The organism is Pseudomonas sp. WT-JTC, from assembly GCF_056711565.1.
On sequence record NZ_CM160042.1, the window covers coordinates 176618 to 191139 of the forward strand.

A 14522-nucleotide genomic window follows, 5' to 3' on the forward strand; every position below is an offset into this window, starting at 1 on the left:
CCCTCCAATGCGATATTGATAGTTAGCAAACTAACAGTGTGTGTTTTCCCTCGTGCCGAATAACCTCGACGTCCTCCAGATGAACATCAGCAGTGCCATGGTGGTGGCCGCCAGGCATTGGCGCAAAATCTGCCAGACCACGCTGGTCAACTATGGAATCTCCGAAGCCTGCGCCGTTCCGCTGTTGATGATCGGACGCCTGGGCGAGGGCGTGCGCCAGGTGACGGTGGCGCAAGCCGCGGGCATGGAGAGTCCGTCGCTGGTGCGCCTGCTCGATCAACTGTGCCATGCCGGTTACGTCTGCCGGACCGAAGATGCACAGGACCGCCGCGCCAAATGCCTGAGCCTGACCGAAACCGGTCGGGACCTGGTGCAGGCGGTCGAAGTGGAACTGGTGCGCCTGCGCCAGGAAGTACTTGAAGGCATTGACCAAAGTGACCTGGAAGCTACGCTGCGGGTACTGAGAGCATTTGAAGCGGCCACGCCGCCGTCGGTGGCCAACCCTTGAACGGATTTTTCTCTGGCATGCCCCCTGCGCGGGACTGGTTCTACGGGGTCCGTACCTTCACCGCATCGATGATCGCGTTGTACATCGCCTTGCTCATGCAGATGCCCCGTCCGTACTGGGCGATGGCCACGGTGTACATCGTTTCCAATCCATTTCTCGGGCCGACCACTTCCAAGGCGCTGTACCGGGCAATCGGCACGTTTGTCGGCGCTGCTGCGGCGGTTTTGTTCGTGCCGATGTTCGTACAGAGCCCTTACGTGCTGGTAGTGGTGATTGGACTGTGGACCGGCACGCTGCTGTTTCTGTCCCTGCATTTGCGCACGGCCAACAACTACGCCTTGATGCTCGCCGGTTACACCTTGCCGTTGATCGCCCTGCCGGTGGTGAATAACCCGTTGGGGGTGTGGGACGTAGCCGAAGCACGGACCGAAGAAATCTTTCTGGGTATTGCCGTGGCGGCGGTGGTGGGTGCCATGTTCTGGCCCCGGCGTCTGGCGCCGGTGTTCAATGATTCGGTCAGCAAATGGTTTACTGATGCATCGACCTACAGCCTGCGCTTCCTCAGCCGCAACGTGCAGCCTGAAGAAGTCAGCGCGTTGCGGGCATCGATGGTCGCCACCTTCAACTCCCTGGAGTTGATGATCGGTCAGTTGCCCCACGAAGGCTCACGTCCGCAGACGGTGCGCAACACCAAGGAATTGCGCGGGCGGATGATTCACCTGCTGCCAGTGATCGATGCCCTCGACGACGCGCTTTACGCATTGGAACGGCGCACCCCCGAGCTTGTGGACAAGTTCGCGCCGTTGCTGACGGCCACCACCGAATGGCTTGGGCATAAAGATGCCGATCTCGACCGCTGGCAAGCCCTGAAGGATCAACTTGAGGCCCTGCAGCCTGCTCCCCTGGCACTGGATGACCGCAAGCAACTGCTGTTCTCCAACGCGATTTATCGCCTCGGCGAGTGGATCGATTTGTGGCAGGACTGCCGCAGCCTGCAATACGCCATCCTGTGCGAAAGCCAGGACAATTGGCGCGCGGTGTATCGGCATTGGCGGCTGGGACGGCTGAGCCCGTTTCTGGATCGCGGCCTGATGTTTTATTCCGCGGCGTCCACCGTGACCGCGATTATCGTCGCCTCGGTGCTGTGGATTCTGCTCGGCTGGACCGATGGCGGCAGCGCAGTGATCCTGGCGGCGGTGGCCTGTAGCTTCTTCGCCTCGATGGACGACCCGGCGCCGCAGATTTACCGGTTCTTTTTCTGGACGGCGATGTCGGTGGTGTTCGCCAGCCTTTATCTGTTTCTGGTGCTGCCCAACCTGCATGACTTTCCGATGCTGGTGCTGGCGTTTGCCGTGCCGTTCATTTGCGTCGGTACCCTGACGGTCAAACCGCAGTTTTACCTGGGCATGCTGCTGACCCTGGTCAACACTTCGTCCTTCATCAGCATTCAGGGTGCCTACGACGCGGACTTCCTCAGTTTCGCCAACTCCAACCTGGCCGGTCCCATTGGCCTGCTGTTCGCGTTCATCTGGACCCTGATCGCCCGGCCGTTCGGTGCCGAACTGGCAGCCAAGCGCCTGACCCGTTTCAGTTGGCGCGACATTGTCGGCCTCGCCGAGCCGGCCACGTTGTCTGAGCATCGACTGCTGGGCATACGGATGCTCGATCGGCTGATGCAGCATCTGCCACGCCTGGCCATGACCGGCCAGGACTCCGGCGTGGCGCTGCGCGAAGTTCGAGTGGCGCTGAATCTGTTGGACCTGCTCGCTTATACGCCGCGGATCCTCGGTGTGCCGCAGGTGCTGCTGCGCCAGGTGGTGGCCGAGGTGGGCGAGTACTTCAAGGCCTGCCTCAAGGCCGGTGAACGCTTGCCGGCACCGAGCCCGTTGTTGATGACCCTCGACCGTACGCGCCGCGCCCTCAGCGGTGCCGGCGACGATGAAACCCGCCGGCATTTGCTGCACGCCCTGAGCGGCCTGCGCCTGGCCCTGCTGCCTGGCGTCGAATTCGTCGGTTCCGTCGAACTCGAAGAACCGCTTCCCCATGGCATTGATGGAGCGCCCCTATGATCGGTGACCTGGATCTCAGCGGGGTGTTCCTGCCCACGCTGCTGGTGCTGATGGGCATTACGTATGTGTTGTACCTGTTGGTGCACGGGGTGCTGACGCGCCTGCACTTTTACCGTCTGGTCTGGCACCGGGCATTGTTCAACGTGGCCCTCTACGCCCTGCTGCTTGGCGCCGTGGACTCACTCAGTCGATACCTGATGACATGAAAAAACCGTTTCTAACCCTTGGTCGCGTGGTGTTGACCCTGCTGATCGTGAGCTTCGCCGTTGTCGTGGTCTGGCGCATGGTGATGTATTACATGTTCGCGCCCTGGACCCGCGACGGGCACATCCGTGCCGACATCGTGCAAATCGCGCCGGACGTTTCCGGGTTGATCCAGCAAGTGGAGGTGCGCGACAACCAGTTGGTCAAGCGCGGCCAGGTGCTGTTCAGCATCGACCCGGACCGCTTCAGGCTGGCCCTGCGCCAAGCGAAAGCGGCCGTCGCCGACCGCGAGGAAACCCTGGCCCAGGCCCAGCGTGAGGCCAAGCGAAACAAAGGCCTTGGTAACCTGGTGCCGGGTGAACAACTGGAAGAAAGCCAATCGAAAGTGGCTCGTGCCCAAGTGGCGTTGATGGAAGCCCAGGTGGCGGTCGATAGCGCACAACTCAACCTTGACCGCTCGGTGATCCGCAGCCCGGTGGATGGCTACGTCAACGACCGTGCGCCACGGACCCAGGAGTTCGTCAGCGCCGGGCGGCCAGTGTTGTCGGTGGTCGACAGCAACTCGTTCCACATCGACGGTTATTTCGAAGAAACCAAACTGAACGGCATCCATATCGGGCAGAGCGTCGACATCCGGGTGATCGGCGACAATGCGCGCCTGCGCGGGCATGTGGAGAGCATCGTCGCCGGTATCGAAGACCGTGACCGCACCAGCGGCAACAACCTGCTGCCCAACGTCAACCCGGCATTCAGTTGGGTGCGGCTGGCCCAGCGGATTCCGGTGCGTATCGCCTTCGATGACGTGCCGGACGACTTCCGCATGATCGCCGGGCGCACCGCCACGGTATCGATCATCGACGATCAGAAACGGGGGCCGGCGCAATGAGCAAGGCCTCGGGTTTGGCGGTCGCCGGAATGGGTTTGCTGCTGTCGGCGTGTCAGATGGTCGGGCCGGATTATCATCTGCCCGAAGAGGCGGCTGTCCATCGTCCAGACTTCCTGGGCGATCTGGCGGTCGACGGCAAACCGGTGGTTTCCGCACCGGTGCCGGCCGATTGGTGGCGTTTGTATCAGGACCCGCGACTCGACCAGTTGGTGCAGCAGGCCATGGCCTCCAACATCGATTTACGCGTGGCGGCGGCCAGCCTGTCGCGGTCTCGCGCGCAGGTCGATGAGGCCGAAGCGGCGGGTGGCTGGAGCGGCGGCGTGCAGATGGGCGCCCAGCGCTTGCAGGAGTCTGGCCAAGCGTTCTTGATACCGGAAAAAGTGCCGGTGGCCAACATCGGCGATATCGGCATCAGCGCGTCGTACCAGTTCGACCTGTTCGGTACCTTGCAACGCGGTATCGAAGCGGCCAAGGCCAATGCCGATGCGACGCAGGCCGCCGCCGATACTGCACGCATCACCGTCGTGGCCGATGTGGTTCGGGCCTACACCCAAGTTTGCGCGGCCAATGAAGAGCGGGAAATTGCCCAGCACTCCCTCGACCTGCAAGCCCAGAGCACCACGCTGATCCAGCGCCTGCGCGATGCCGGGCGTGGCGACGAAACCCAGGTCACCCGCTCGCAAACCCAATTCAAATCCCTGCGCGCCGACATGCCGCGCTATGAAGCGTCGCGCCAGGCCGGGCTGTACCGCTTGTCGATGTTGCTGGCCAAGCCGGTGGACCAACTGCCGGCCGGCACCGCCACTTGCGACGAGCTGCCAAAAATCGCGCAACTGATTCCGGTGGGCGATGGCGCCGCGTTGCTCAAGCGTCGTCCCGATGTGCGGCAGGCCGAACGTCGACTGGCGGTCGCGACGGCCGGTATTGGTGTCGCCACGGGCGAGCTGTACCCGAACATCAGCATCGGCGCGACCATCGGTACCGTCGGTATCCTGGACGATCTTGGCGACCCGTCTACCAACCGCTGGGGCTTTGGTCCGTCGCTGACCTGGAAGGTGCCGACCAACGGCGCCCGGGCGCGCATCCGCGAGGCCGAAGCGGTGACCCAGGCGACGCTGGCGCATTTCGACGGGGTGGTGCTCAACGCCATTCGCGAGACCCAGACCGGCCTCGCCCAGTACACCGCGTTACTGCAACGCCGCGATGCCCTGGCGGACGCCGAGCAATCGGCAAAACTGGCGGCCGACCAGACCCACCGCTTCTTCCAGGCCGGCCGCGCCTCGTTCCTGGCCGACCTGCAAGCCACGCGCACCTACATCGATGTCACGGCGCAACTGGCGGCCGCGAACACCCAGGTTGCCGCCAGCCAGATCGATTTGTTCCTCGCGCTGGGCGGCGGCTGGGAAAGCGGACGAACGCAAGCGTCGAACCCCGGCAAACCCTGAGGCCGTTGCTATGCTTTGAAGTGTTGGGAGGGCGCCCCGTGCAAAGCGCTCTTTCTTCGCACAAGGCTCGCGCAGGTCAGGGGGAAACCAATAATGAAAAACCCTTACGCTCTCGGTTTCTGGTGCGCCATCGTGGCGTTGGTGCTGCTGTCGGCCACCTATTTCTACGGCATCATGCTGGCCCACCAGATCGACAAGGCTCTGGTGTTTCTCGACAGTGCCGTCGCACTGATTGCCGTGATGTCCGTTGCGGCGGTGGCCTGGGCCTCGGTCCAGAATCAACGCATCAAGAAAAGACAACTCGAACAAGGCAAGACCCTGGTCCTGATCTGGGACACCAAGGTTGCGTTGCGCCGTGTCGAAACGGTGTTCGACCGTTATTTCTGGGGCAGTTACTGGCAACCGGGGCGCACGTTTCAGGAAGTCATGGGCGAATTGACCGGTACACCGCTGGAAAAAAGCCTCGATACCCTGAAAAAACAATGCGTGGCGCTGGACCGGCAAGTGGCTGACGACGGTCGGCACTGGCTCAACAATGCCCGGGAGCTGGCCGATGTCGCCACGGCCATGGCCCGCGAACGCTATCAACTGGACGTCTGCGATCCGCGCGCGGAAGTGACAGGCGGGGCGGTGATCAACCGCGACTTCGAAGTGCTGGTGTACACCTGGACGGCGCGGCTCAAAAGCTTTGATCATCAACTGGATGAGATTGAGGTCCAGTATTCCTGAGATCTCGATATTGGCTGTACCGACGCCTTCGCGAGCAAGTCGGATCGCCGCACCGCCGCTCCCACAGGAGTACACATTTCAATGTGGGAGCGGGCTTGCTCGCGAAGGCGATTGCATAGGCGCAAATAATCCCCAACCCTGTGAACAACCCCAAGACACTCCTTCACCTTTAATCATTGGGCCGTTCGTCGCGCCTGATGCTAATCTCCATTCCACTTTCAGCGCAGTCGAGCCGTAACCCGTCATGGGTTCAGGGAAGACGACCTCACTTTCAACAGCGGACATTGAACGGGTCATACATGAATAAATCAGCAGGCGTGCTACTGGGAACCGTTGTCGCCATCGGTGCCATCAGCGCAGGCGGAGCGTGGTTCACCAGCACCAGGCTCGAAGGTGTGTTGAACACCTCGATTGCCGACGCCAACAAGGAACTGCAAGCGGCCATGGTGGGTTCCAACGGTACCGCGTCGCTGGAACTGGTGTCGCTGGAACGTCATGTATTCAGCAGCACCGCGCACTATCGCCTCAAGGGCGAAGGTGAAATGTTCGGCGAAGCGCCGGTCGAGCTGCTGTTTGTCGATCACATCGAACACGGCCCGTTGCCGTTCTCGCGGCTGATGTCGCTGAAGTGGCTGCCGGTCCTGGCGACCAGTCACTACGAACTGGAAAAGACCCCGCTCACCGAGAAGTGGTTTGCCGCCGCCAAGGACAAATCCCCGCTGACCGGCGTGGTCAACATCGGTTATGACAACGCCACCAAGGGCACCCTCGAGTTGCAGCCGCTGGAGATGGCGCTGGATGACAAGTCGAGCATGAAGTTCTCCGGCTTGAGCATCGACGTCGACGCTAGCGCCAAGGCGCAGAAGGTCAAGGCCAACGGCTACATGGACAGCTTGAAGTTGACCACCGTTTCCGAAGACCAGGCACCGGTGCAGGTTGAATTGAACGGCCTGACCCTGGCCAGCAACCTGACAAAAAGTACCTACGGTTTCTACACCGGCGAGAACGTCCTTGAACTGGCCAGCGGCAAATCGACTTTTGGCGTCAAGCAATCGGTGCTGGACTTCAAGAAATTCGAGATGAAAAACCTGACTGAAGAGTCGGGCAGCAGCGCCTCCGGGCGCGCCGATTACAAGGTCGGCGAAGTGTCCCTGAACGGCAAGACCGTCGGTTCCGGTGCGCTGGCCATGAGCCTGAAGAACCTCGACATCCCGGCCACCCTGTCGTTGATGCAGGTTTACCAGAGCAAACTGCAGCCATATGAAAGGGCGGCGGCCGAAGCAACGGCGGCCGGTTTGCCTGTACCGGAGCTGAAACTGACCGAAGCCGAAGAGGCACTGCTCAAATCCAGCCTGGAAAAACTGCTGGCGGCCGGTCCGCGGGTGGCCCTGGAAAACCTGTCGTTCAACACCGCCAATGGTGAGAGCCGCGCCAACATGGTGCTCGACCTGACCAAGCCACAAGCCATCGACCTGCCGACCGATCAGTTGGTCAGGCAGTTGATCGCGCTGCTGGACTTCAAGCTGCAAGTGTCCAAACCCATGCTGGTCGATGTATTGACCGTGCAATCGCAAATCGACGGTCAGACCGACGCCAAGCTGATTGCCGACCAGGCCACCGCCACCGCAGACATGTTCAGCAGCATGGCGGTTGGCAGCCAACTGGCAAAACTGGATGGCAACAACATCGTCACCAATTTGCATTACTCCAACAACCAGGTGGACTTCAACGGCCAGAAAATGACCGTCGAAGAGTTTGCCGGTTTTGTGATGAGCAAGTTCGCGGATACTGGCGCCACCGAATAACGGCGACCGTTTACCCGGCAACGCCCGGCCTCTGCATTGCGCAGGCGTCGGGCGTTTTGCTGTCCGGCATCACGACGGAACGTCACGGATCAACCGCCATGCCTCCTCCCATGGCAACGGTTGTTTCATCCGCTCGGCGAGCATCGCCATGGTCCGGTCCATCTCGCAGGCCACGGCCGCCGACACCACGCCATTTGTTCCGAACAGGCCTATGAAGGGCGGATCGTAAGGGTCGCCCTTGAACTCGACTTCGTCCCAGGCCTCGCCGTGTCCGAGGTAGTCGTAGGTTTTACCGAAATGCCAGGTCCAGAAATACGGCACGTCGAGGTAATGCTCGTCACCGCCCAGCATATTGGCCGCCGCGATCCGCGCCTGCTGTTGGGCCAGTCGCCAGTGTTCGATGCGCAGGCGTTGGTTGTTCAGCGGGAACGTGGCGATGTCGCCAGCCGCCCAGAGGCCGTCGGTCACGCGCATTGTGCCGTCGACATTCAGCGAGTGATCCTGCGCTTTCGGCAGCCCGGTAAAGGCAGCGGTGGCTGGCGTGACGCCAACGCCGAGCAGCACCAGATCGGCCGGCAAGCGCTGGCCGTTGTCCAGGTGCACGGCTTCGACCTTGTCCGTCCCTTCGATCCGTGCCGCATTGCCCAGGGTATGAAACACGACGCCATTGGCTTCATGCCGCGCGCGAATGGCCTTGCCGATCGTGTCACCGAACTGCCTGGCAAACGGCACTTCGTGGCGGGCCAGCACGGTCACATTCAAGCCAAGCTGGCGCAGGGACGAGGCGGACTCCATGGCAATGAAACTGTCGCCAATGATCACGACCCGCTGGCCGGCGCTGGCGCTGTCCAGAATCTGCTGCGCATGGGCTTTGGAGCGTAAAACGAACACTTGCGGCAGGTCGGCGCCGGGCAGCGTCAGCGAGTTGGGTACACCGCCAGTGGCCAGCAGCGCGGCGTCATATGTCAGTGATTGGCCGTCAGTCAGCCGCAGCGTCCTGTTTGGCGCATCCAGGCTTGCCACTTCGCCTCGCAGGCGCTCGATCCTCTGCTCGCGGTAAAAGTCTTCGTCACGCAGCGGCGGGACTTCGCTCAGCGGCATCTCCCCGGCGATCACGTATTTGCTTAGCGCAGTGCGGTCATATCCGGCGTCGGCTTCGCGGTCGATCAACAGCAACCGGCCGCCGAAACCTTTCTCGCGCAACGCCGCAGCCGCCGCCGTGCCTGCCGCGCCAGCGCCGACAATGATGAAAGTCCGCGAATCGTCGGCCGGTGGCGTGTGGGCGTCCGGCATCGGCTGGTCGCCGACCCAGATGTCGCCGTCACGGACTTCCAGGGGGTAGCGCTTGAGGCTGTCCAGGGCTGGCGGTTCACTGAGACCGCCGTCCTCGATCCGAAACTGCGCCTTGTGCCACGGACAGGTCAGGCGCCCATGGCATATCGCCCCGTCTGCCAGCGGGGCTCCGGCATGAGGGCATTCGGCCTGATAAGCGCGCAGCTGCTCACCGGCCCGCAACAGCAGAATCTTGCTGCCCTGGACCTGCACTTCCAGGCCACGGTCTTCGGGCACATTGGCGACACGCGCAACGCGATGCAGAGTCATGATCGCTCTCCAGACAGACGTATCACTTATGAGTCTGGTACTTATCGCGAGGTTCAGCCAATTCCCCCTGCCAAGGCGCGAACGGTCCGGCTATAGTTTGCACGCCGACGACGGCCCAACACGCACAAGGTGCTCCGGTATGACCCGATTGACCTCAATCAACTCTTGGCTCGCGGCCGTAGCAGTCGCCTTTTGCGTGCAGTTCCCGGCGCAGGCACAGGAACGCTTCACCCTGAACATTCCCGGAGTCTCCGATGACCGTCTGTTCACGTCGGCCGCCGCCAGTGATTCCGCCGGCTGCGGCGGACACAACATTTCCCCGGCGTTGAACTGGAACGCCGGCCCGGCAGCCACCCAAAGCTATGCCATCGTCATGCACGACCCTGACGGCCAGAAGGGCCAGGGCATCGATCAGTGGGTGCATTACGGCATCAAGGCCGGCACTCACCAGATCCCGGCCGGCGCCGGGAGTAAACCCGGCCTCGAGGGCTTCGGCGGTATCAACAGCAAAAACACCACCGGCTACATCGGCCCGTGCCCACCCGTTGGCGACAGCGCGCACCACTACATCATCCAGATCTACGCTCTGGATCTGGCCCCGGACGCCTTGCCCGCCGGCCTGAGCCGTGCGCAGCTGCTGGAAAAAATCAAAGGCCACGTCCTGAGAAACAGCAGCGTGGTGCGGCGCTATCACCGCTAAAGGCTGATCGCCCCAGCGGATTTGCAGAAAACTGAAGTGCGCGGCATTCCGGGGATTTGGCATCCACCCCCGAAAGCGCGCACTATCAGGTCATAGCCGATGCGTTGGAGGATGCCGTGGCAAAAAAGATCGACCGCATCGCCCAAATGCTCAACTGCCCGCAAAAGGGTGAAGAACTGCGGCGAGCGATTACCGAGAGTCGCAAGGATTTTCTGCTGAATCAGCCGGAAGAAGACATTGTTGAAGACGACGACCTTGAAGAGGAGTTTTTCGAGGACGACGAAGACGATGACGAGTACGACGAGTTCGACTGGACAACAGAATGAAAAAAACCGCTTCGGCGGTTTTTTTTGTGGGCCAGGACAGCAGCGGTCGGAGACTCGTTGACCGCCATGCAGAGAATGGCACACTATCAGGTACTTTTTTACGTACCTTTGGAGCCGCCATGGAGCAGCTACTTGCAAGCCGTTCGGTCAGCATCACCGAGCTCAAGCGCAGCCCGAGCACTGTAATCGAGCAAGCCGGTTCCGAGCCTGTTGCCGTGCTCAACCACAATCGTCCAGCCGCCTATCTTTTACCGCACGCGGCCTATCAACAGCTGCTGGATCGACTACACGCTGCCGAACTTCGTGAAGCCATTGCAGCGAGCCGCAACGATCCGCGTCCGGCCGTCGCTGCCGATACAATGTTTGCCGAGCTTGATGCGCTGATTGATGAGGTAGAAGCAGAGCAACACCGTCCATGAGGCAATTGCTTTTCTCTGCACTGGCACGGGACGATTTGCTGCAAGTCGCTCGTTTTATCGCCCGAGACAATCCTGAGCGGGCCCGGACGTTTGTGGGCGAGCTACGCATGCAATGCACACGATTGATCGAACAACCGAATCTGGGTGTTTCAAGAGACGATTGCGCCAAGGGATTGCGAATGCTTCCCCATGGCCGATATCTGATTTTCTACTGTTTGATGGACGACGAGATCAAGGTCGAACGCGTACTGCATAGCGCGAGAGACATTGGCCGGCTGTTTGAAAAAAACAGCATTGATTACTAGGCGCGAAGCTTTCAAACACCCACAAAAAAGCCCCAGACCCATAAGGCCTGAGGCTTTCTCGCTACAACGTATGGTGCACCAGGCGGGATTCGAACCCACGACCCCTGCCTTCGGAGGGCAGTACTCTATCCAGCTGAGCTACTGGTGCAGCGGGCGCCATGATACTCATATGCATTGAAGGCGTCCATGCTGCTGAATCGCCTACGTTTATTACAAGCGTAACGCGCGCCTGCTACGTTGATCAGAAAAAATAGGCAAAAGCGTCGTTTTCGTTCTTTTTTTCGAACAGGCTATTGTCCTTTACCCCCTTTGATCCTAGGATTCGTTTGAGATTTCAAACGCTCTTGTCTGGGTGCTGAACCGCGCGAGTCCAATCCGTGCGCTATTTATGTGCTTCAGCCCGGTGAATGATTTCCCTGACGGCAGCCTATAGAGGCGCCTTTCTACAATCATAATTTGCTCCGCATTCGTTGCGGTGCTGTTAAGGAAAGCCGACATGCAGCTTAAAGACACCCAGTTGTTCCGCCAGCAAGCCTTCATCGATGGCGCGTGGGTTGATGCGGACAATGGTCAGACGATCAAGGTCAACAACCCGGCAACGGGCGAAATTCTGGGCACCGTGCCGAAAATGGGCGCTGCCGAAACCCGCCGTGCGATCGAAGCTGCTGACAAGGCGCTGCCGGCCTGGCGTGCACTGACCGCCAAAGAACGTGCGGGCAAACTGCGTCGCTGGTTCGAACTGATGATCGAGAACCAGGACGACCTGGCTCGCCTGATGACCATGGAACAAGGCAAGCCATTGGCCGAAGCCAAGGGCGAAATCGTTTATGCCGCTTCCTTCATCGAGTGGTTCGCCGAAGAAGCCAAGCGCATCTACGGTGACGTGATTCCGGGCCACCAGCCAGACAAGCGCCTGATCGTGATCAAGCAGCCAATCGGCGTGACCGCTGCAATCACCCCGTGGAACTTCCCGGCTGCAATGATCACCCGTAAAGCCGGCCCGGCCCTGGCCGCCGGTTGCACCATGGTGCTCAAGCCTGCTTCGCAAACCCCGTACTCCGCTTTCGCCCTGGCCGAACTGGCCCAGCGTGCCGGCATCCCGGCTGGCGTGTTCAGCGTTGTTTCCGGCAGCGCCGGCGACATCGGTACCGAGCTGACCAGCAACCCGATCGTGCGCAAGCTGTCCTTCACCGGTTCGACCGAAATCGGTCGTCAACTGATGGCCGAATGCGCCAAGGACATCAAGAAAGTGTCCCTGGAACTGGGCGGCAACGCGCCGTTCATCGTGTTCGACGACGCAGACCTGGATAAGGCCGTCGAAGGCGCGATCATTTCCAAATACCGCAACAACGGCCAGACCTGCGTCTGCGCCAACCGCCTGTACATCCAGGACGGTGTCTACGACGCATTCGCCGAGAAGCTGAAAGTGGCTGTCGCCAAGCTGAAGATCGGCAACGGTCTGGAAGCCGGCACCACCACTGGCCCGCTGATCGACGAAAAAGCCGTGGCCAAGGTGCAAGAACACATCGCCGATGCCTTGAGCAAAGGCGCGACCGTGCTGGCCGGTGGCAAGGCGATGGAAGGCAACTTCTTCGAGCCGACCATCCTGACCAACGTGCCGAACAACGCGGCCGTAGCCAAGGAAGAAACCTTCGGCCCACTGGCTCCACTGTTCCGCTTCAAAGACGAAGCCGATGTGATCGCGATGTCCAACGACACCGAGTTCGGTCTGGCCTCGTACTTCTATGCCCGCGACCTGGGTCGAGTGTTCCGTGTGGCTGAAGCCCTGGAATACGGCATGGTCGGCGTTAACACCGGTCTGATCTCCAACGAAGTCGCGCCGTTCGGCGGCATCAAGGCCTCGGGCCTTGGCCGTGAAGGCTCCAAGTACGGCATCGAAGATTACCTGGAAATCAAATACCTCTGCCTGGGCATCTAAGCCCGGAAAAAGGCATCGCTTCAAACGCAAAGGGCACGAGAGCGCTGTCCCTTTGCGTGTTTCAAACGAAATTTTCTCGGTGGCCGGGAACGCTGTGGCAGTCGATCATCGCATGCTGCCGCTGTTGTTCCCCGCCGCTTAATCCTTGAACCACGCCGCCCGATGAGCGGTGAATGAGGAAAGTATGAGCAAGACTAACGCTGATTTGATGGCCCGCCGTACCGCTGCAGTTCCACGTGGTGTTGGCCAGATTCACCCGATCTTCGCCGATTCCGCGAAGAACGCTACCGTGACCGACGTTGAAGGTCGTGAGTTCATCGACTTCGCCGGCGGTATCGCTGTGCTGAACACCGGCCACGTGCACCCGAAAGTCATCGCCGCCGTGACCGAGCAGCTGAACAAGCTGACCCACACCTGCTTCCAGGTACTGGCCTACGAGCCGTACGTAGAAGTGTGCGAAAAAATCAACGCCAAGGTGCCAGGTGATTTCGCCAAGAAAACCCTGCTGGTGACCACCGGTTCCGAAGCCGTTGAAAACTCCATCAAGATCGCCCGTGCCGCTACTGGCCGTGCCGGCGTGATCGCCTTCACCGGCGCTTACCACGGTCGCACCATGATGACCCTGGGCCTGACCGGTAAAGTCGTGCCTTACTCGGCCGGCATGGGCCTGATGCCAGGCGGCATCTTCCGCGCGCTGTACCCGAACGAACTGCACGGAGTGAGCATCGACGATTCGATCGCCAGCATCGAACGCATCTTCAAAAACGACGCCGAGCCGAAAGACATCGCCGCGATCATCATCGAGCCGGTTCAGGGCGAAGGTGGTTTCTACGTCGCGCCTAAAGAGTTCATGAAGCGTCTGCGTGCCCTGTGCGACCAGCACGGCATCCTGCTGATCGCTGACGAAGTACAGACTGGCGCTGGCCGTACCGGTACTTTCTTCGCCATGGAACAGATGGGCGTTGCTGCCGACCTGACCACTTTCGCCAAATCCATCGCTGGCGGCTTCCCGCTGGCCGGTGTGTGCGGCAAGGCCGAATACATGGACGCCATCGCTCCAGGCGGCCTGGGCGGCACCTACGCCGGTAGCCCGATCGCTTGCGCCGCGGCCCTGGCCGTGATGGAAGTGTTCGAAGAAGAGCACCTGCTGGATCGCTGCAAGGCTGTTGGCGAGCGTCTGGTAACCGGCCTGAAGGCCATCCAGGCCAAGTACCCGGTGATCGGTGAAGTTCGTGCCCTGGGCGCGATGATCGCTGTCGAGCTGTTCGAAGGCGGCGACAGCCACAAGCCGAACCCGACCGCCGTGGCAGCCGTTGTGGCCAAGGCTCGCGACAAGGGCCTGATCCTGCTGTCCTGCGGCACCTACGGCAACGTTCTGCGCGTCCTGGTACCGCTGACCTCGCCGGACGAGCAACTGGACAAAGGCCTGGCGATCATCGAAGAGTGCTTCTCCGAGCTCTGATCACCCAGTGTGACCTGATCCACAAAAAGCCCGCTTCGGCGGGTTTTTTCATGCCTCCTGGAACACATCCCGCGCATTAGCACTGTATCGAATGGCCAGCATTGGCTAAGGTTCCTGCATTGC

Annotated in this window: 14 protein-coding genes and 1 tRNA gene; 13 read left to right on the forward strand and 2 right to left on the reverse strand. The window is 60.8% G+C overall.

From position 1 onward, the window contains the following. Positions 1–79: 79 nt before the first annotated feature. From AC06G5_RS00750 to AC06G5_RS00780, 7 genes are all read left to right on the forward strand, one after another. A complete protein-coding gene (locus AC06G5_RS00750; protein ID WP_413427164.1) occupies positions 80–508 on the forward strand; it encodes a MarR family winged helix-turn-helix transcriptional regulator in 429 nt (142 codons plus the stop codon). Continuing rightward, on the forward strand, positions 505–2577 hold the full coding sequence (locus AC06G5_RS00755) for an FUSC family protein (protein WP_480458831.1): 2073 nt from the start codon (positions 505–507) through the stop codon (positions 2575–2577). Before AC06G5_RS00750 ends, AC06G5_RS00755 begins: the two co-directional genes overlap by 4 nt. Then, positions 2574–2783, forward strand: a complete 210-nt coding sequence (locus AC06G5_RS00760) for a DUF1656 domain-containing protein (RefSeq protein WP_007987399.1) — start codon at positions 2574–2576, stop codon at positions 2781–2783. The genes AC06G5_RS00755 and AC06G5_RS00760 overlap by 4 nt, the downstream gene beginning before the upstream one ends. Next, positions 2780–3667, forward strand: a complete 888-nt coding sequence (locus tag AC06G5_RS00765; RefSeq protein ID WP_413427169.1) for an efflux RND transporter periplasmic adaptor subunit — start codon at positions 2780–2782, stop codon at positions 3665–3667. Before AC06G5_RS00760 ends, AC06G5_RS00765 begins: the two co-directional genes overlap by 4 nt. After that, positions 3664–5112: an efflux transporter outer membrane subunit gene (locus tag AC06G5_RS00770; RefSeq protein ID WP_480458834.1), complete on the forward strand. Its 1449-nt coding sequence runs from the start codon at positions 3664–3666 to the stop codon at positions 5110–5112. The genes AC06G5_RS00765 and AC06G5_RS00770 overlap by 4 nt, the downstream gene beginning before the upstream one ends. Positions 5113–5205: 93 nt before the next feature. Beyond that, positions 5206–5841, forward strand: coding sequence for an NADH:ubiquinone oxidoreductase subunit N (locus AC06G5_RS00775; RefSeq protein WP_111286549.1), 636 nt, complete (start codon positions 5206–5208; stop codon positions 5839–5841). A 299-nt stretch (positions 5842–6140) separates the two neighbouring features. Then, complete coding sequence (locus AC06G5_RS00780; RefSeq protein ID WP_480458836.1) at positions 6141–7646, forward strand: YdgA family protein; 1506 nt, start codon at positions 6141–6143, stop codon at positions 7644–7646. Positions 7647–7715: 69 nt separating this feature from the next. Here the strand turns inward: AC06G5_RS00780 and AC06G5_RS00785 are convergent, their stop codons facing one another. Then, positions 7716–9248: an FAD-dependent oxidoreductase gene (locus AC06G5_RS00785; protein WP_413427175.1), complete on the reverse strand. Its 1533-nt coding sequence runs from the start codon at positions 9246–9248 to the stop codon at positions 7716–7718. 139 nt (positions 9249–9387) lie between these two features. On the opposite strand from AC06G5_RS00785, the gene AC06G5_RS00790 reads away from it, so the two are divergent. Genes AC06G5_RS00790 through AC06G5_RS00805 form a run of 4 tightly spaced genes read left to right on the forward strand, consistent with a single transcriptional unit; the run spans position 9388 to position 10998 of the window. Continuing rightward, positions 9388–9948, forward strand: a complete 561-nt coding sequence (locus AC06G5_RS00790) for a YbhB/YbcL family Raf kinase inhibitor-like protein (RefSeq protein WP_413427177.1) — start codon at positions 9388–9390, stop codon at positions 9946–9948. A gap of 56 nt (positions 9949–10004) precedes the next feature. After that, positions 10005–10274 (forward strand): hypothetical protein, encoded by a 270-nt coding sequence (locus tag AC06G5_RS00795; protein WP_322617727.1) that lies wholly within the window; start codon positions 10005–10007, stop codon positions 10272–10274. Beyond that, positions 10271–10693 (forward strand): type II toxin-antitoxin system Phd/YefM family antitoxin, encoded by a 423-nt coding sequence (locus AC06G5_RS00800; RefSeq protein WP_413427179.1) that lies wholly within the window; start codon positions 10271–10273, stop codon positions 10691–10693. The genes AC06G5_RS00795 and AC06G5_RS00800 overlap by 4 nt, the downstream gene beginning before the upstream one ends. After that, positions 10690–10998, forward strand: a complete 309-nt coding sequence (locus tag AC06G5_RS00805; RefSeq protein WP_480458839.1) for a type II toxin-antitoxin system RelE/ParE family toxin — start codon at positions 10690–10692, stop codon at positions 10996–10998. The genes AC06G5_RS00800 and AC06G5_RS00805 overlap by 4 nt, the downstream gene beginning before the upstream one ends. 71 nt (positions 10999–11069) lie before the next feature. On the opposite strand, the gene AC06G5_RS00810 is transcribed toward AC06G5_RS00805, so the two are convergent. Next, positions 11070–11146 (reverse strand) — tRNA-Arg (locus tag AC06G5_RS00810). Positions 11147–11494: 348 nt separating this feature from the next. Here AC06G5_RS00810 and gabD point away from each other — a divergent pair. Further along, positions 11495–12937 carry an NADP-dependent succinate-semialdehyde dehydrogenase gene (gabD, locus tag AC06G5_RS00815; RefSeq protein ID WP_413427199.1) on the forward strand — a complete coding sequence of 481 codons (1443 nt, stop codon included), beginning with the start codon at positions 11495–11497 and terminating at the stop codon, positions 12935–12937. 184 nt (positions 12938–13121) lie between these two features. Further along, entirely contained in the window at positions 13122–14399 is a 1278-nt protein-coding gene (gabT, locus tag AC06G5_RS00820) for a 4-aminobutyrate--2-oxoglutarate transaminase (RefSeq protein ID WP_008019119.1), read from the forward strand. Positions 14400–14522: the final 123 nt, after the last annotated feature.

Excerpts from the sequence above, each read along its gene's own strand:
- AC06G5_RS00750 (WP_413427164.1), top strand. The coding sequence starts at position 80 with ATGAACATCAGCAGTGCCATGGTGGTGGCCGCCAGGCATTGGCGCAAA.
- AC06G5_RS00760 (WP_007987399.1), top strand. The coding sequence starts at position 2,574 with ATGATCGGTGACCTGGATCTCAGCGGGGTGTTCCTGCCCACGCTGCTG.
- AC06G5_RS00765 (WP_413427169.1), top strand. The coding sequence starts at position 2,780 with ATGAAAAAACCGTTTCTAACCCTTGGTCGCGTGGTGTTGACCCTGCTG.
- AC06G5_RS00770 (WP_480458834.1), top strand. The coding sequence starts at position 3,664 with ATGAGCAAGGCCTCGGGTTTGGCGGTCGCCGGAATGGGTTTGCTGCTG.
- AC06G5_RS00775 (WP_111286549.1), top strand. The coding sequence starts at position 5,206 with ATGAAAAACCCTTACGCTCTCGGTTTCTGGTGCGCCATCGTGGCGTTG.
- AC06G5_RS00780 (WP_480458836.1), top strand. The coding sequence starts at position 6,141 with ATGAATAAATCAGCAGGCGTGCTACTGGGAACCGTTGTCGCCATCGGT.
- AC06G5_RS00785 (WP_413427175.1), bottom strand. The coding sequence starts at position 9,248 with ATGACTCTGCATCGCGTTGCGCGTGTCGCCAATGTGCCCGAAGACCGT.
- AC06G5_RS00790 (WP_413427177.1), top strand. The coding sequence starts at position 9,388 with ATGACCCGATTGACCTCAATCAACTCTTGGCTCGCGGCCGTAGCAGTC.
- AC06G5_RS00800 (WP_413427179.1), top strand. The coding sequence starts at position 10,271 with ATGAAAAAAACCGCTTCGGCGGTTTTTTTTGTGGGCCAGGACAGCAGC.
- AC06G5_RS00805 (WP_480458839.1), top strand. The coding sequence starts at position 10,690 with ATGAGGCAATTGCTTTTCTCTGCACTGGCACGGGACGATTTGCTGCAA.
- gabD (WP_413427199.1), top strand. The coding sequence starts at position 11,495 with ATGCAGCTTAAAGACACCCAGTTGTTCCGCCAGCAAGCCTTCATCGAT.
- gabT (WP_008019119.1), top strand. The coding sequence starts at position 13,122 with ATGAGCAAGACTAACGCTGATTTGATGGCCCGCCGTACCGCTGCAGTT.